This is a genomic window from Flavobacterium aestivum, assembly GCF_026870175.2.
Taxonomy (GTDB): domain Bacteria; phylum Bacteroidota; class Bacteroidia; order Flavobacteriales; family Flavobacteriaceae; genus Flavobacterium; species Flavobacterium aestivum.
The window spans coordinates 3762287-3782355 of record NZ_CP113977.2 but is presented as its reverse complement, the minus strand read 5'-3'; the positions used below and the strand labels follow the sequence as shown (position 1 = coordinate 3782355).

Here is a 20069-nt window from a genome sequence, read left to right as displayed (position 1 = left end):
ACAGGAAAAATATGGAAAAAGATAGTATAGAAATAGAAAAAGTTTATGAATTAGAATGGCCGGGTTGGTCGTTAGAAAATAATAAATACGGAGAAGATTTTGATGCTGAAGCGAGAGTCAGAATGATAGAAACAGGTAGAAAGTTATTGCCCTATTTGTTAGACTATATACCTGATTCGTCAAAAAATTACTTAGAAATAGGGCCGTTTTTTACTCCTATATTATTCTCTGATGAAATAACGGACACATTGAGAAAAGACAGACAGGTTTCTTTTTTAGAAAATGACAAGAATGTAATTAGTTGGTTAACAGATAGATTTGATTGTAGTGTTTTGAACCTTGACATTAACGCAACAACATTTTCTGATGAGTTAAAACAAGAAATGATGACTCAATTTGGAGTTCATGAAAACTTCTACGATGTTATTACTATCTCTCAAATAGTCAATTATATAGACTACAAACTATTGCTGAAAAATATTTATCCATTTTTGAATACAGGAGGGTATATTTTTATAAATAACGTAGTTGATTATGGTATCCCAGTATTGTTTTCAGAAAAAAGACCCAAGTCTAACCAAGAAATAATAAATGCAGCGATCGCATTGGGATATAAAGTAAAGCTGCAAGAAGAGCTTTCAAAAACTTTCAATGAAGAGCCTCATTATCGATTAATTCTCATTCTCACAAAATAATAGAAACCTCTTTAAGTCTACAATAAAAGTCAAATCAATGATTAAAAAATATATTCACAAAAGTTTCGAGGATATAGTATCACTTTATCCTAGCCAAACGGCATTAGTAGAATCTAATGGCAATACGAGTTATGCATCCTTAAATTCATTTGCAAACCAGTTAAGTGGTTTGTTGTTAGACATTGGTATGTCAGCAGATGATTCAGCAGGCGTATTATTATCCAGCGGAAAAGAACTGATAGGAAGTCTACTGTCTTGTCTGAAAACAGGAATCACCTATGTGCCCTTATCGAATGGTTTTTCGCAGACAAGAATGCAACAGGCAGTTTCAGAAACCTCGATGAAAGCATTAATTACTGATGATGTTTCATGGTCAGAGTTTCAAAGTCAGGGTATTAGTCATGAATTTAACTATGTATTGGTATTTAAAGCATCCGGTTCTTCACTATTGGGAGATTTAGGGCTAGGAAATTTAGATTTGATTTCATTAGAAAAGACCAGTTTAGAGGTATATCAAGTAACTTCTTCCGGAGACTATATAGTATCAGATTATAGATTAGAGAATTATAGTGAAGAAAACATCAATGTTGATTATCCGGTTGATAACAGCAGTTACATTTTTTACAGTTCGGGAACAACAGGAAAATCGAAAGCGATAGTTGGCAGTCAGGAAAGTATTTCCCATTATGTGAACTGGCACAAAAACGCATTTGGATTTGATACCCAAAGCCGAGTAAGCCAAATCGCATCGGTAACTTTTGATGCGAGTTTAAAAGATATCCTGACGAGTTTAATTTCGGGAAGCAGTTTGTGCATTCCGGCAAAGAAAACACGAGAGAATATGGTTTTGTTGGCAGGCTGGTTATTAGAAGAAAAAGTGACTATTCTGCAAACCGTTCCATCCTTATTCCGATTACTGACCAATAGTTTATTGGAACAAAATCTTTTTTTACAGGATGTAAAAGAAGTAGTTCTGGCCGGAGAGAAATTATATGGTCGTGATGTAGAATTATGGCGTTCCATTTCAGGACATTCAGCTCGCATGAGTAATCTGTACGGACTTACAGAAACAACAGTTTTAAAAAGCTGTTATCACATTCCAAATCAAGACTTAGATCCAGGCACCGTTTTACCAGTAGGACAGGCAATCAGCAATACTTTAATTGCAGTTATTAGCGAAAAAGGAATATGTAACAGAGGAGAAATTGGCGAAGTATATATCAAAAGCCCCTATGTAAGCAAAGGATACTTGGATCAGGAACTTACAACAAACTTATTTGTACAGAATCCATTGGTTACAGATCGTGAAGATTTGGTTTGCAAAACAGGAGACTTAGGTCGTTACGACAGTAATGGAAATTTAGAAATACTGGGAAGAATAGACGATCAGATTAAACTTCATGGGGTAAGAGTAGAGCTTGACGGTATTCGCAGTTCATTATTAAATTTAGAAAATGTTGCACAGGTAGAACTGGTATTGCATACGGATAATACTGTAGATTCTCTGCTTTGTTATTACAGCGGAACAGAATACGGTTCGGGAGAATTGCGTTTGCTTTTATTGGCAACATTAGACCAGAGCAGCATTCCGGATTACTTTATTTATATCGAAGAATTTCCACTGACTTTAAACGGCAAAGTCGACAAACGTGCTTTACCAAAACCATCCGAATTATTACGAGGCAGTAATTACGAAGCGCCAAACGGAGCAATCGAAACCTCACTAAGCGGCATTTGGGCAGAACTATTGAGTATTCCTCAAAGCAGTATTGGTAGAAACGATTCCTTTTTTGATCTTGGAGGTTCATCTTTAAAAGCGATTCAGTTAATCTCCAGAGTGTACAAACAGCACGAAGTACAACTGAGTATAGGAGAAATTTTCAATCATTCCCAATTAAAAGCACAGGCATCATTAATAGCGGAATCAAAAGGAGATACGTATAATTCTATTGAAAAAGTAGCGGAACAAGAGGATTATGCACTATCACATGCGCAACGCCGTACATGGCTTATTGAACAACAAATAGAAGGGATTTCACCATTTAATGGGACAGAAGTATATCGTCTAAAAGGAAATTTAGACATTGAGGCTTTAACCAAATCATTTAAGGCATTAATTGAGCGTCATGAAAGTCTGCGAACAATATTTATCCTTAAAGATGGTGAACCACGTCAGAGAATATTAAAAGGTAGTGATGTTGTGGTAAATATAGAAACCATTGACATCAGTACCACTCCGGAACGTAAAGATCAATTAGTAGAAGAGTTACGAAATGAGCGTTTTGATCTCAGTCAATGGCCATTATTCAGAATAAAAGTGCTCTCATATGGATCAAACACCTATGATTTAGTTTTTGTAGATCATCATATTATTTCTGACGAATGGTCTATGCAAATATTAGTACGTGATTTGGTAACGTATTACAATGGATTGATACGAAATGAATTAGTTTCATTGGCACCATTACCAATTCAATACAAGGATTATGCTGCTTGGCAATCCTCAATGGTAAAGAGTACAGAATTCGAAGCTTCCGGAAATTATTGGAAAACGCATTTATCAGACGCACCAAGAATAGAATTGGCATCAGATCGTCCGCGTCCGGCAGTAATGAGCCATGAAGGTGTACAACATCATTTTTCATTCTCAAAAGAAGCAAGTGAAGGATTAAAAGCAATATGTTCTGAACTAGGCTGTACATTATTTATGGGGGTAAGTTCGCTAGTATATGCATTATTGTATCGCTATACAGGACAATCAGACATTACTTTGGGAACACCAGTAGCAGGAAGAGATCACGCAGATTTGGAGAATCAAATCGGTTTATATCTAAACACCTTGGCGTTGCGTGCCAAATTTAGTGGTGAAGATAATTTCAAAGAATTATTGGCTCATGTAAAACAAATAAGTGTTTCAGGATTCAGCCATCAAAGTTATCCGTTTGATTTATTGGTAGAACAATTAGAAAGCAATGTTGCTAAAAATCGTTCACCATTATTTGATGTGGTTGTCATTCTGCAAAATGTAGACTTACAATTGATGGATTCTTTAGAGATGGAAGGTTTGGAAGTAGCATCTATCAACGAAGAGTTAAAAATCAGTAAAGGTGATTTACGTTTTCAGTTTATCGATAGAGAAGATCATTTAGAAGGAAGCATAGAATATAGTACCGACTTATATGATAGTGATCGTATTACACGTATGGTAAATCATTTGGGTAAGTTGCTTTTGGAAGTTATATCTACACCAGAAACATCCATGAAAGAACTAACCTATTTAGGAGAAGAAGAACTGTCTTCAACAGATTGGTTTGAAAAGCCCGTACAAAAAGTAGCTGCACAATACATTCACAAAAGTTTCGAGGGTATAGTATCACTTTATCCAAGCCATACGGCATTAGTAGAATCTAATGGCAATACGAGTTATGCTTCTTTAAATTCATTTGCAAATCAATTAAGCGGTTTGTTGTTAGATATTGGTATGTCGGCAGATGATTCAGTTGGCGTATTATTATCCAGCGGAAAAGAACTGATAGGAAGTTTGCTATCATGCTTGAAAACAGGAATTACTTATGTGCCCTTATCGAATAGTTTCTCGCAGGCACGAATGCAACAGGCAGTTTCAGAAACCTCGATGAAAGTATTAATTGCTGATGATGTTTCATGGTCAGAGTTTCAAAGTCTGGGTATTAATCATGAATTTAGCCATGTATTGGTATTTAAAGCTTCAGGATCTTCCCTTTTGGGAGATTTAGGACTAGGAAATTTAGATTTGATTTCACTAGAAAAGACCAGTTTAGAAGTTTACGAAGTAACTTCTTCAGGCGATTATGTAGTATCAGATTATACATTAGAGCATTACAGTGAAGAGAATATAGATATTGATTATCCAGTTGATAATAGCAGTTATATATTTTACAGTTCGGGAACAACAGGAAAATCCAAAGCGATAGTAGGAAATCAGGAAAGTATTTCACATTATATCAATTGGCACAAAAACACATTTGGATTTGATACCGAGAGTCGTGTAAGCCAAATAGCATCAGTAACTTTTGATGCAAGTTTAAAGGATATCCTGACGAGTTTAATTTCGGGAAGCAGTTTGTGCATTCCAGCAAAGAAAACGCGAGAGAATATGGTTCTGTTGGCAGGTTGGCTATTAGAAGAAAAAGTGACTATTCTGCAAACCGTTCCATCTTTATTCAGACTACTGACCAATAGTTTATTGGAACAAAATCTATCTTTAAAAGAAGTAAAAGAAGTAGTTCTGGCTGGAGAAAAATTATACGGACGTGATGTCGAATTATGGCGTTCTATCTCAGGACATTCAGCCCGCATGAGTAATTTGTACGGACTTACGGAGACAACAGTTTTAAAAAGTTGTTACCATATTCCAAATGAAAATTTAGACCCTGGTATCGTTTTACCGGTTGGACAGGCAATCGATAATAGTATGATAGCCGTAATCAACGATAGCGGACTCAGTATGTGGGGAGAAATCGGAGAAGTCTATATCAAAAGTCCGTATGTAAGCAAAGGATACTTGGATCAGGAACTTACAACAAACTTATTTGTACAGAACCCATTGGTTACAGATCGCGAAGATTTGGTTTGCAAAACAGGAGATTTGGGTCGTTATGACAGTTCAGGCAATTTAGAAATACTGGGCAGAATAGATGATCAGATCAAGCTTCATGGGGTAAGGGTAGAACTTGAAGGAATTCGCAGTTCATTATTAAACCTAGAGGGAATAGGTCAGGTAGAATTAGTATTGCATACAGATACTACCGCAGATTCATTACTTTGTTATTACAGCGGAACAGAATACGGATCGGGCGAATTGCGTTTGCTTTTATCGGCAACCTTAGATCGCAGCAGCATTCCGGATTACTTTATTTATATAGAAGAATTTCCACTAACCTTAAATGGAAAAGTCGACAAACGTGCTTTACCAAAACCATGCGAATTATTACGAGGCAGTAATTATGAAGCGCCAAACGGAGCAATCGAAACCTCACTAAGCGGTATTTGGGCAGAACTATTGAGTATTCCTCAAAGCAGTATTGGCAGAAACGATTCCTTTTTTGATTTAGGAGGTTCCTCTTTAAAAGCGATTCAGTTAATCTCAAGAGTATACAAACAACACGAAGTACAACTGAGTATAGGAGAGATTTTCAATCATTCTTCTTTAAAAGCTCAGGGATCATTAATAGCGGAATCAAAAGGAGATACCATATACAATCATATTAAACAAGTAGCAGAACAGGATGATTATGCACTTTCACATGCACAGCGTCGTTTATGGGTGCTAGATCAATTACAGGAGAACTTTATCGCATATAGCCGTCCGATAAGTTATGAGATGCAAGGAAAATTAAACCTTGAAGCATTAACGGAATCATTTGCACAATTGATAAATCGTCACGAAAGTTTACGAACAATATTTATCCTAAAAGATGGCGAACCGCGCCAATTGATACAGCCAGCAGAAAGAATCAATTTTGAAATTCCTGTTACAGATGTATCAAAAGCTGAAAACAAAGAAGCTGCAATAGAAGAAGTTTTAGCCGAGATGGCGTCATCAGTCTTTGATTTATCAAAAGGGCCATTATTTAAGGTAGTAATACTAAACTTAGGAAATGAACATTATCGATTGTTGTTTTCTATACATCATATAATTTCAGACGAGTGGTCCATGCAGGTATTGGTTCGTGATTTAATAAGCTATTACAATTCGATAGTCAAAGGTGAAGCAAAATCATTAGAAGCACTACCAATTCAATACAAAGATTATGCAGCTTGGCAGTTACAAGCCCTTTCAAAAGGAAAATTGGCTGACTCACGTGAATATTGGCTGGCAAAATTAGGCGGAGAATTACCGGTTTTAGATATACCGTCAGATTATGTGCGTCCATCGATGCAAACCTATAACGGATCACAGACACAAGTTTGTTTTTCAGAGTCAACAAGCCAAGCATTTAAACAATATATAAAAGAACAAGACAGTACACTGTTTATGGGATTAGTCTCCTTGATCAAAGCGCTTTTGTATAGATATAGTGGGCAGGAAGACATTATTGTAGGAACGCCAATTGCAGGAAGAGATCATTCAGATTTAGAGAATCAAATAGGGTTTTATATCAACAATCTGGCATTACGAACCCAATTTGAAGGAACAGATAGTTTTACAAGTCTGTTAAAACAGGTAAAACAAACCTGTTTAGAAGGCTATGAAAATCAATCCTATCCATTTGACTTATTAGTAGACGAACTGGATTTATCAAGAGACTTAAGCCGTTTTCCATTATATGATGTAGTGGTTGTTTTAGAGAATGATCAATCATTGGCGGAAGATAAGGTAGAAATGGAAGGTTTAGATGTTTCTTCAGTGCGTGTCAATGTTGAGACAAGTTTGTATGATCTAACCTTTTGGTTTAAAGAAAGTCCATCAGGACAAATGAGTGTACACATAGAATACAATACTGACATTTACAGTGATGAACGCATTAAGCGACTAGGCGTACATTTAGAAAAATTACTAGGAAGTGTAGTTGCTAACAGTGCAATATCGTTAGATAAGCTATCATTACTAAATGCGGAAGAACAAAAAGAATTGCTGGAAGACTATCAGGGAGAAATTGTAGCACAATCTTCGGATGAAACCCTGATATCACTTTTTGAATCGCAAGTAGATAAACAAAGGAATGCATTAGCTTTAAGCTACGAAAACATCACGCTAAATTATCAGGAATTAGAAGAGCGTTCCAACCAATTGGCACATTATTTACAAACCAAGCATAATATTGGCAAAGGAAGTATTGTAGGTATTATGCAGGATAGAAGTGAGTGGTTGGTAATAAGTATTCTAGGAGTATTAAAAGCAGGAGGAGCCTACTTACCAATAGATTGTAACTATCCATCAGATCGGGTAGAGTATATGCTAAGCGATGGGAAAGTATCGTTGCTACTAACTGATACCCAGATATCTGAATATGCAGTGACAAATATCGATAGTACCAACCTGAAAGAAGAATTAGGCAATTATCCAAATACAAGATTAAACGTATCATTAAACGGAGAAGACCTAGCGTACATTATCTACACTTCAGGATCTACTGGAAGACCAAAAGGGGTGATGATCAGGCATAACTCAGTGGTGAACTATTTGAGTTGGGCAAATACAAATTACTATAATAATGAAGCAAACTATTCAGGTTGTTTATTCACATCACTATCATTCGATTTAACGGTTACAAGTTTATGGAGCGGATTGTTACGTGGTGATGAATTAGAAATTTTATCTTCTAAAGAAGACGATTTTGCTGCGTTGCAAAAAGTATTTAGCAGCGAGTCAATCCGAACAGCAAAACTAACACCTTCACACATACAAGTATTGGCAGGTTTAGATATAAAGAGTACGAATATCGCAGTAGCAATTGTAGGAGGAGAACGCTTAACGGCAAATCATGTTTCTATACTGAAAGGATTAAATCCTTCTATGAAAATCTACAACGAATACGGTCCAACAGAAACAACAGTTGGGTGTAGTGTAGCATTAGTAGAAGAAGAAAATCTAATTACGATTGGTTGTCCAATAAGTAATACATCATTATATGTTTTAGACAGCAATAATGAGTTGGTACCAATTGGTGTTCAAGGAGAATTGTATATAGGCGGTTTAGGTGTTTTCAAAGGCTATATCGGAAACGAAGCTTTAACTTTAGAACGCACCTTATCAAATCCATTTGTAGAAGGAATACTCTACAAAACAGGAGATATAGTAAGCTGGGACAGTGAAGGAAATTTGCACTATCACGGAAGAAAAGACGATCAGGTAAAAATACAAGGACACAGAATTGAACTAGGCGAATTAAGCGGTGTAATATCAGAGAGTAACTTACTTGCACAATTTGAAGTATTAGTAGTTTCAGACGGATTAGTTCCATCATTAGTGGTATATTACATTGGTTCAGATGAAAAGGCAAGCGAGATAAAAGCGTATTTAAAAGCTCATTTGCCATTATATATGGTGCCTAATTATTATGTAAGTATGGAAGAATTTCCATTAACAACTAATGGAAAGTTAGACAGATCAAAATTGCCATCATTACAAGGAGTTTCAGCAAAAAGATACATAGCACCAGAAACGGCAGCGGAGCAATTGTTGACAAAAATCTGGTCAGAATTATTATTGGTTCAACAAGTTGGAGTAGAGGATAACTTCTTTGAATTAGGAGGAAATTCGTTAAAAGCAATACAATTAGTATCTACTGTTGCAAAAGAGCATTCTGTAAAAATTACACTGAAAGATATTTTTGCTACCAGCAACTTAAAAGAATTAGCAAAACTAATAGATCAACAAGAATCTACTACACTTGCTGATATAGAAAAGATACCAAATGCAGATTATTATGTTGCTTCCTATGCGCAAAAACGTATGTGGACACTAAATCAATTTACAGAAGCAAGAGCAGCATATAATACATCAATGTCTTATTGGTTTCATGGAGATTTAAGTATAGAAGCATTAAATCAAGCATTCCTTGAATTAATAAACAGACATGAAATTCTGCGAACAGTATTCAAGATGATCGATGATGAAGTTCGACAAGTAGTATTGGGAATGAATAATTCTTTTAAAATAAATTATATTGACCTGAGTGCAAATGAAAATGCTCATGATGAAGTAAAAGAGAGAATGCGTCTGTTAATAGAAAGCCCATTAGATTTAGAAAATGGGCCGTTAATTAAAGTAAGCATTTTTGAAGTTGCCAAAAACGAATACCTCTTTGTATTAGTAAATCATCACATTATTTCAGATGAATGGTCTGTTGGAATTTTAATTGAGGAGATTAAGCACATATACAATAAAATCAAAGAAGGAAAAAGATTAGAACTTAAACCGCTATCAATTCAATATAAAGATTATGCTGCATGGGAAGCAAAGCAATTGGAAAGTGATAAATTATTGCTTCATAAATCGTATTGGCTAGATAAATTATCGGGAGAAATTACTCCATTAGAATTACCAACTGATTATATAAGACCTCCGGTAAAAACTTTTTCCGGTGCACATTACCATTATCAATTTGAAACAAATACAGCCAAAGGCTTTAGCAAATTGATTACAAGTAGTGGAAATACCATGTTTATGGGGGTACTTTCTTTGGTAAAAATGCTGCTATACCGCTACACAGGAACCAAAGACATAATTGTTGGAACTCCAATCTCTGGAAGGGTACATCCGGATTTAGAAAATCAGTTAGGATTTTATCTAAACACATTAGTACTTAGAGATGAATTGTCTGATGACATGAGTTATGAAGCTCTATTGACACAGATAAAGGAAACATGTCTAAATGCATACGAACATCAATTGTATCCGTTTGATCTATTAGTAGAAGAACTGGAAGTATCTAGGGATTTAAGCCATTCGCCATTATTTGATGTAATGATTGTTTGGCAAGATGGTGCTAAGGAATCATCGGAATCTTTGAATAGTATAGAAATTAAAGAAGATTCTACAGCATTTGTGAATAGCAAATTCGACATTACTTTTTACTTCAGCAAACGAGAAGATAATTTACATCTGACAATCGAGTACAACACCTCGTTATTTTCAGCATCGCGAATAACGAGAATGGCATCACATCTGGAAGAGCTATTACAATTAGTGGTTGCAGCACCGCAAACCAGTATAGGAAAGTATAATTATCTATCACAGGCAGAACGCACACAAATCTTGGAAGAGTTTAATGCCACAGCAAAAGATTACCCATTAAAAGGCAGTTTTTTAGCAAGTTATGAGCAAAATGTAAGCAAGACGCCAGACGCCATAGCGGTATATTATGCAGATCAGGAATTAAGTTATGGAGAATTAGATGCAAGGGTAAACCAATTGTCAAATTATTTAAAAGACAATTATGGCATTACACAAGGAGATAGTGTGGGATTATTGGTAGATCGCAGCGAATGGATGCTAATCTCCATGTTAAGTATTCTAAAATTGGGCGGGATTTATTTACCAATTGATAAAAGTTATCCGGCATCAAGAATCAGTTACATATTAGAGGATGGCGGAGCAGCCTTATTAATTTCCGATACCGTATACAAAGACGAATCAGGAATTAAAGTAATGAAGCTGCCAGAAGAAATAGACGCATTATCTACATATAGCAGAGAATTAGCGACAGTATTGGTGAATGAAGAAGATCTGGCGTATATGATATATACCTCAGGATCAACAGGAACCCCAAAAGGAGTAAAGATCCGTCACAAATCCGTCACCAACCTGATGTATGCTATGGAAGCCGAAGTATCGGCCAAAGCATCAGATTCCTTACTGGCCGTAACAACCTATGCTTTTGATATGTCAGTGGTAGAATTGTTCCTGCCATTACATGTAGGTGCCAGTGTGATAATAGCATCAACACCATCATTGAAATCACCGGAAGCCATTATAGAATTGTTTGAAAAGTACAACCCGAGTATCATGCAGGCAACACCAGGATTTTGGCAGATGTTAGTAGACGCAGGATGGCAGGGAAGCAATAAAGTTCGTGCCATAACAGGAGGAGAAGCCTTATCACTATCCTTAGGGGAATCGCTGATTCAGAGTACAGAAACGATATGGAATATGTATGGGCCAACGGAAACCACGGTTTATTCAACCTATAAAAAGGTGAAAGAAACACAAGATATTCCATACATCGGACGCCCGGTAGACAACATGCAGTCATACATCTTAGATGACAAATTACAGTTAGTACCAATTGGAGTGATAGGCACATTGTACATGAGTGGAACCGGAATCGCAGTAGGTTATCAAAACAAGGAAGAACTGACCCAAAAGTCATTCATCAGCCATCCGTATCAGGAAAACACAGTGATGTACAACACAGGGGATTTATGCAGCTGGAACGAGGAAGGAAGCATAAAATACTACGGACGAATAGATCATCAGATAAAAATTCGTGGTTATAGAATAGAGTTGGAAGAGATAATATCGGCAATGATAAGTTATGACGGAGTACAGCAAAGTGTAGTGGTGGGAATAGAGATCGATGGAGAGAAACATTTGGCAGGTTACTACACAGGCGAAGAAATCGAAAACAATTCTTTAAGAAGATACTTAACAGGCTGCTTACCAGAATACATGATTCCAACGTATTTGATAGGCATAGAGAAATTTCCATTAACACCAAACGGAAAAATAGACAAACGAGCCTTACCCAATCCATCAGAGGAAATGGTCAGAGAATATGTTGCACCAACTAATGAAACGGAACGCATATTAATCTCAATCTGGGAAGAAGTATTGGGGAAAAAAGAAATCGGAATCAAAGACAATTTCTTTGAATTAGGCGGACATTCCCTCAAAGGAATCCAGATTGTGTCCAGAATTTATAAGGTGCTTTCTAAGAAAATAGAATTAAAAAATATTTTCATGTACCCCGTATTAGGCGATTTAGCAAACTTAATTATCAATGAAGATTTTGAGGAATATACACCAATTACAAAAGCGGAAGAACAGAAATATTATCCGCCATCATATCCTCAAAAACGTATATGGGTATTAGAAAAACTGGAAGCCTCAGGAGAAGTATACAATATGCCTCATATTTATTGGCTCGAAGGGAATTTGGATAGAGATATCTTAAAACGAACTTTTGAAACAATCATAGAACGTCATGAGGTGTTCAGAACGATTTTTGTAGAATGGATGAATGAACCACATCAAAAAATTGTACCGTTTGAAGCAATAGATTTTGAAATAGATTTTGTTGACTTAAGAAATGAACAGGAATCAAAAAGCTTTGCAGTAGGTTTGGCACAAAATGCCTCTCAGGAAATATTTGATTTGGGAGAAGACCTTCTTATAAAAGTAAATTTATATCAAACGGCTGATTTTGAATATTTATTCTTATTTAATATTCATCATATCATAGGAGATGAGTGGTCTTTACAAATTCTGAATAAAGAAATAATTACCATATACAATGCACTTTCTAAAGGAGAAGAACATCAATTACCAGTATTAAATATTCAATATAAAGACTTTGCAACCTGGCAACAGAATGAGCTAAGTGGAGAAAATTTACAACGTCATAAAGAGTATTGGAATGAAAAACTGGGAGGCGATACACCTTCAATAGATTTAACCACAGATTTGGTACGCCCTCCATCCCGTAAATTTAATGGAGATCGATTGTACTTTAAAATAGATGCTGAAACCACCAAAAAATTCCAAAAATTGCTATCCAAAGAGAACAGCACATTATTTATGGGATTACTAACCTTGGTAAAAACAATGATGATTCGATACACAGGAAACGAAGAACTCATCATAGGAACAGCAATTACAGGAAGAAGTCATACAGATCTGGAAGATCAAATAGGATTCTACTCCAATACATTAGTATTTAAAAGCAAACGCGAAGAGGAAGATTCATTTTTGAGTTATTTACAAACCGTAAAAACTACGGTCTTGGAAGCATTTGACCACAGAATTTATCCGTTTGATAAATTAGTAGATGACTTAAAATTAATTAGAAATTTAAGTAGATCGCTTCTTATAGATGTTATGGTTGTCTTGCAAGATGCAAATGCAGATGATGATAGCGTATTAACATTAAACGGAATGGAGGTTGTAGAAACTAATGTGCGAATGCCTATTAGTAAATTCGATTTATCATATTATTTCAAGGAACGTGACGGAGGATTAATCATGACAGTTGAATATGATACCGATTTATTTTTCAAAGACCGTATTGAAAAAATGGGAAGCCATATTATTCAATTATTATCTTCAATTGTAGAGAACTCGACAGAAGATATTTATAAATTAAATTATCTTGAAAGAGAAGAAAAACAGTTGCTATTATCAAATTTTGCTGGGAAAGGAAATATAAAAACTCCAGATGAAACACTTAGTGAATTATTTGAAAAACAAGTTGCTAAACACGGAGATCACATAGCGATAGTAGATGGCGAGTATGAAATAACGTATAAAGAACTAAACGAAAAAGCAAATCAACTAGCACAATACCTAAAAAACATATATGGTGCAAAACCGGAAGATGTAATCGGAATTATAGCTGAACACAATCAATGGTTGGTAATAAGCATTCTCGCAGTTGCAAAAACGGGTGCTGCATATTTACCTATGAATTCAAAATCTCCAATAGATCGAATCAATTATCAATTAGATGACGCAGGTGTTGAATTAGTATTGACAGATCATTTTGAAGAAAAATTAAAAGCAAAAACCTTCAAATTGCCTCAGGAATGGTATCAGTTGGAAAACTATCCAATTACAAATTTTACTAACCAAGCCAATACTAATAACCTTGCCTATGTGATATATACATCAGGTTCTACAGGGAAACCGAAAGGGGTAATGATGGAACAGGCAGGATTAATCAATCTTTGTGAATGGCATGCAGAATACTATGATTTAACGCACAAAAGCAAGGTAAGTATGCTCGCGAGTATCAGTTTTGATGCAAGTATCTGGGAATTCTGGCCAGCAATATTACAAGGAGCTACAGTATACATGGCGGCCAAAAAACAAGAAACAGGTTTTGATAACCTAATTGATTGGATTCATGAAAAAGAAATCAATCAGGTATTCTTACCAACAGCAGCATGTAAATTCCTGAAACAATCTGGAAAAGAAATTAATCCAAACATAAAGATTCTGACAGGAGGAGACACGCTCGGAAATTTCGAAAAAGTACCATTTACGCTTTACAATAATTACGGGCCAACAGAAGCTGCGGTTGTAAGTACAGTTTTTAAAGTAGATAAAGCATACGAAGACAAACATGTACCAATTGGGAAACCGATAACGAATAAAGAAATTTACATACTGGATGGTAAACTTAACCCAATGCCGGTAGGTTTTGAAGGTGAACTTTATATTGGAGGTGCAGGTATTGCAAGAGGGTATATCAACCAAGAGGAACTTACAAATGCTGCTTTTATCCCAAATCCATTTGGAGAAGGACGCCTATATAAAACAGGCGACGTGGCAAAATGGCTGGAAGACGGAAACATTGAATTTATAGGACGAAATGATGCGCAGGTAAACCTACGAGGACTTCGTATAGAATTAGGTGAAATAGAAAGTAATCTGTTATCACATCCGTTAATACACCAGGTATTAGTAAATGTACATACGGTGCAGGAAGACGAATACTTAATCGCTTATTTCATCTCAGATGAAGTACTGGAAAAGAATGGACTCAAAGACTATCTAAGAGACTTCCTGCCAGGATATATGATACCTGAGCATTTTATTCAATTAGAAAAATTCCCACTCACGCTAAATGGAAAAATTGATAAGAAGGTATTACCAATGCCTACGGAAATATCGAAATTCAAGTATGTAGCACCAAGAAATGAAAATGAAGTAATGATGGTAGAAATTTGGAAAAAAATCCTTGATCGTGAAGAGGTAGGTATCGAAGATAACTTCTTTGAAATTGGCGGACATTCTATGAAAGCACTACAGATGGTTTCAAGAGTAAATGCTGAAATGGATTTAAGAATAAACCTCGGAAATGTTATCAGCGCGCCATACATCAAAGACTTAGTAGAGACAATAAACGATTACCAACGAGATTTCAACAACATTGTTACACTGACAGATAATGAAGAAAAAGAGGATGACGTATTCTTTTTCCCTCCATTAATGGGAACTTCATTGGCCTATATGGGAATAGTAAAAATGCTGAAGGATGATTTTAATTGTCACGGAATTCAAGATAATGGATTTGATTTTGATGAACCATTTGATAAAAATTTAGAAGACAAGGCCTGGAATTTTGCTAGACAAATCATGAAATATCGTTCACAGAGAAAACTAACACTAATCGGTTTCTCATTAGGAGCAAGTTTAGCCTTTGAAACTGCTAAAATATTAGAAGATAAGGGATTTGAAATACAATTACTCATCATTGATAGAAACATCAGCAGAAGAAAACCAAAACTAACCGATGAAGTAAAAAGAGCCAATGAAAGTGAGCTACAATATTTAGAAGGATGGTTAAAAGGTTTTGAATACAATGAAGAGCAAATAGTTCGTATTCGAAAACTTTGGAAGAACAATATAGACCTCAACAACAAATACAAACAAAGAGGAAGAATAAAAGGAGATATTATAGCATTCAAAACCAAAAATAATATCAGTAATGAATTCTTGAACATGAAAGATTGGGAAAAATATACAACAGGTAGGTTTGACCATATTTATCTTCAAGGAAACCACTATGATGCAATTCAATTAACCAAAAATATTGAAATCATAGCTCAGGAATTATTGGGAGCAACGATCGAGTAATAAACAGATTGCTTGTTTACTATTTTCTTCACTAGAAACAAAACCAAATAAAATAATTACTATCAAAGTACTATCTATGGAAAATAAAAAAGTATATCTAAGACCTAACGTAGTTTTAGAACCATTAATAGATAAATGGTATGCTTGGACACACTTAATTTATCCGCCTACGGCAGCGATGAATATAAAATCGAGACATTTAAAAATAATGAACTCGTATGTACAGGCGCCAAATATTCATATGGCGGCAACACAAAACCCGAAAATGCTTGGAGGCCCTTTTATGAATTACAGCTCTAATAGGAAAGAGGAGGTACAAGGACTTATAGCTCATGCTTTTGAGGAACGAAAGCCAATGTTTGAACTAGCGGAAGCAATTCATGAATTAAACAGATTGCTAGAAAAAAACGGAACTGGACATTCACTAGAACCATTATACGAAAAAGTGCCGGAAATTTTAAAAGGATATGTAGAACTCAATTACGATCTCAATGGGAATCCTTCATTTCGAATATTCGAAAGCCTCATGTATAAAAGTGAATACTACAATACAGCTGCACAAAGTATTACACTTTGGTTAACAGAAAATGATGAGCGTCCTTTTGTATTAAGTACGGCAAGATTGCCAGAAAAAAACTGTTTAGAAATAAACATACCATTTGCACACAAAGCCATTGACAAAATGTGCAGCATGCGCAATGAAGCAGACACATTGGAAAACCTGATAAGAGATCTTAATATTAGCGAAGATCAAAGAGCGCTATTTGAATCATTTTTTACTACAGAAAAACCAGAAAAATATAAAAGATACACTGGAGATAAAATCAGAATGCGCTATTATGGCCATGCATGTATCTTAATTGAAACCAAAGACATTTCGATATTGGTAGATCCGGTAATAAGTTATTATGGATATCAAAACGAAGTAAACAGATACTCGTTACAAGATTTGCCAGACGAGATAGATTATGTACTTATAACACACAATCATCAGGATCATATTTTATTTGAAACGATGTTGAGCTTACGCCATATGGTCAAAAATGTAGTAGTTCCAAAAGGAACCGTAGGAAATCTTCAGGACCCTAACTTAAAACTCATGTTGCAAACCATTGGTTTTAAAAATGTAATAGAATTACAGGATATGGAAACCATTGAAGACAACGAATGTAAAATAACCGGAGTTCCTTTCTTAGGGGAACATGGCGATTTAGACATTCAGGCAAAAATTTGCTACAACGTCAGGATAGGCAAAAATTCGATGATATTCATGGCCGATTCCTGCAATGTAGAACCTAAACTATATGATCTCGTTGCAAAACATATAGGTCCCGTAGATGTAATTTTTTTAGGAATGGAATGTGATGGCGCTCCTTTCTCTTGGGTTTACGGACCATTAATAGAAAAGGAAGTCGATAGGGAAATAGACAATACCAGAAGACTAGCTGGATCAAACTTTGAAAGAGGGAAAGACCTTGTAAAGTCATTCAAACCAAAAGAACTTTATGTGTACGCAATGGGACTAGAACCATGGATAGAATTTATCAGTAGTGTGCGCTATGATGAACAGGCACATCCAATAGTGGCTTCCAATAATCTTATCAATCATTGTAAAGAAAAAAATATAAAGGCAGAGCGCCTTTACGGAGAAAAAGAACTGCATTACGAAATAAACTAATAAATAACCAAAAAAAAACAATATGAGCGTATTAACATTACACGAAGACATACTAGTCGAAGAAGGCAAATATCCAATGACGATCACTTTTAAAAATGGTACCATGGATAAATTTTTAGAATACTATGAAGAAAACAAAGATTTTATTGAAGATCGATTAATGAATGTTGGCGCTATTCATGTAGTAGGAATCAACATTGATGATGTAGATAAATTTGGAAGCTTAATGAAACATTTATGCCCAAAAGCACCAGACTTTCTTGATGGGAACTCATCAAGAGGAAAATATTCTTCGAATGTATACAATGCATCAGAATACGATGAATCATCAATAGTAAGGTTGCACACAGAATTTTCATATTCAAATTTATACCCTAAAAAAATATTCTTTTGTTGTAAACAGCCAGCGGCTACAGGAGGACAAACTACTGTAGGAGATTGCAAAAAAGCTTTAGAATTAATAAAACCGGAAATAGTAAAAGCTTTTGATGAAAAAGGGATTACTTATATCAGAAACCTACATTCTGGAGGCGGCTTAGGTCCATCTTGGCAAGAAGCATTTGAAACAGAAGATAAAGATTTCATGGAAAAATATTGCAAAGAGAATGGAATAGAAGTACAATGGAAAGCAAATGGAATTGTACGCTTAATACAACAAAGACCAGCCATTAGAAAGCATCCGGTTACAGGAGATCGATTATGGTTCAATCAGGTAGATCAATTTTTTCCTGAAATCTATGGAGAAGAAATTTACGAAACTTTATTAGCCATGAATGGAGGCGAAAAAGATGCATTGCCAATGTTTTCCCGTTTTGGAGACGGAACAGAAATCAAGAAAGAATATATTGAGAATATAATTAAAGTACTAGACGACATTACAATACCAGTTCCTTGGCAAAAAGGAGATTTACTAATGGTAGACAATATGACTGCTTTGCATGGAAGATTACCATTTACAGGAGATAGAAGTATTCTAGCGTCTATGGGATAAATTCAAGAAAACAAAATAATTAGAGTGTCTGCATCTTATACTGGCTTTCGATGTTCTAATAAAACTTTAATCTAATAAATTAAATATGCTAAAATTCAAATCATATACATTAAATCAACTTGAAAAGATTCCTCAATTAAGCGGACTAAGTGAAGAGCAGATGGAAGAAATTAGAATAGTCAGCTCAATATATCCTTTCAAAACCAATAACTATGTATTAGAAAAACTCATCGATTGGAATAATATTCCTGATGATCCAATTTTTCGATTAAATTTTCCTCATAAGGAAATGCTGTTACCAGAAGATTTTGAGCAACTAAAAGAAGTCAGAGCTAATGGTACCGATCAGGAAATAAAAGATGTGATTTATAATATCCGAATGAAATTAAATCCACATCCAGCGGGACAAACAGATTTAAATAGTGCTTTTATTAATGAAGATAAGCTAGAAGGAATTCAGCATAAATACAGAGATATTTTGCTTTTTTTCCCTAGTCAGAGTCAGACATGTCATGCCTATTGTACTTTTTGCTTTAGATGGCCGCAGTTTATCAATGACTTAGATTTCAAAATTCAGTCTAAAGAAATTAATCCGCTTTTAGAGTATCTGGATAGAAATCCGCAAATTTCAGAAGTACTGTTTACAGGAGGAGATCCAATGATTATGAATTCTCGTGTATTAGAGTCCTATATAGAGCCATTACTCAAAATAGATAGTATAAAAACCATACGTATAGGAACTAAGGCATTAAGTTATTGGCCATACAAATTTACTACAGATGAGGATGCGGAAGGAATGTTGAATGTATTAGAAAAAATTACTAAAGCAGGGAAACATTTAGGTTTCATGGCACACTTCAATCATCCGGTAGAGTTAGACCCACCTGTAGTAAAAGAGGCGATAGATAATCTGAGAAAAATAGGTGCAACTATAAGGACACAGTCACCTTTATTGCGTTTTATAAATAATAGGGCAGAAACATGGACAACCATGTGGGAAAAACAAGTACAGCTAAATTGTATTCCTTACTATATGTTTCTACCAAGAGATACCGGAGCACAGCATTATTTTGCTGAAACTTTAGAAAGAGCGCATGAAATTTACATACAAGCCATACGAAACTGCACAGGATTGGCATCTACAGCAAAAGGGCCGGTAATGTCCACAACAGATGGAAAAGTAGAGATCTTAGATGTTAGAGATAATCAATACACATTACGCTATGTAAAGCACAGGGATGAGAACAAAACATTTAGGGCATTCACAGCACAACCTTTACATTCTAAACCTATGTGGATTGATGATTTAATTGAAATGAAATCTGAGATAATGAATTATTAATTTAAAATCTCAAAAGATAA

5 protein-coding genes are annotated in these 20069 nt (G+C 35.3%); all 5 read left to right on the top strand.

The genetic code is table 11. The annotated features are described in order from the left end of the window. The first annotated feature begins 11 nt into the window (after positions 1-11). The 5 genes from OZP08_RS16250 to OZP08_RS16230 all read left to right on the top strand — a co-directional run bounded on the left by OZP08_RS16250 (position 12) and on the right by OZP08_RS16230 (position 20049). Positions 12-695, top strand: coding sequence for a hypothetical protein (locus tag OZP08_RS16250; RefSeq protein WP_268847133.1), 684 nt, complete (start codon positions 12-14; stop codon positions 693-695). A gap of 37 nt (positions 696-732) precedes the next feature. Next, positions 733-16038 carry a non-ribosomal peptide synthetase gene (locus OZP08_RS16245; RefSeq protein WP_281322334.1) on the top strand — a complete coding sequence of 5102 codons (15306 nt, stop codon included), beginning with the start codon at positions 733-735 and terminating at the stop codon, positions 16036-16038. Positions 16039-16114: 76 nt separating this feature from the next. Continuing rightward, complete coding sequence (locus OZP08_RS16240; protein ID WP_281322333.1) at positions 16115-17716, top strand: MBL fold metallo-hydrolase; 1602 nt, start codon at positions 16115-16117, stop codon at positions 17714-17716. 22 nt (positions 17717-17738) lie between these two features. After that, positions 17739-18707, top strand: coding sequence for a TauD/TfdA family dioxygenase (locus OZP08_RS16235; protein WP_281322332.1), 969 nt, complete (start codon positions 17739-17741; stop codon positions 18705-18707). Between the two features lie 85 nt (positions 18708-18792). Then, complete coding sequence (locus OZP08_RS16230; protein ID WP_281322331.1) at positions 18793-20049, top strand: KamA family radical SAM protein; 1257 nt, start codon at positions 18793-18795, stop codon at positions 20047-20049. The last annotated feature ends 20 nt before the right edge of the window (positions 20050-20069 follow it).

Bases quoted from the DNA above. Each gene is read 5' to 3' on its own strand.
- OZP08_RS16250 (WP_268847133.1), top strand. From the start codon at position 12: ATGGAAAAAGATAGTATAGAAATAGAAAAAGTTTATGAATTAGAATGG.
- OZP08_RS16245 (WP_281322334.1), top strand. From the start codon at position 733: ATGATTAAAAAATATATTCACAAAAGTTTCGAGGATATAGTATCACTT.
- OZP08_RS16240 (WP_281322333.1), top strand. From the start codon at position 16,115: ATGGAAAATAAAAAAGTATATCTAAGACCTAACGTAGTTTTAGAACCA.
- OZP08_RS16235 (WP_281322332.1), top strand. From the start codon at position 17,739: ATGAGCGTATTAACATTACACGAAGACATACTAGTCGAAGAAGGCAAA.
- OZP08_RS16230 (WP_281322331.1), top strand. From the start codon at position 18,793: ATGCTAAAATTCAAATCATATACATTAAATCAACTTGAAAAGATTCCT.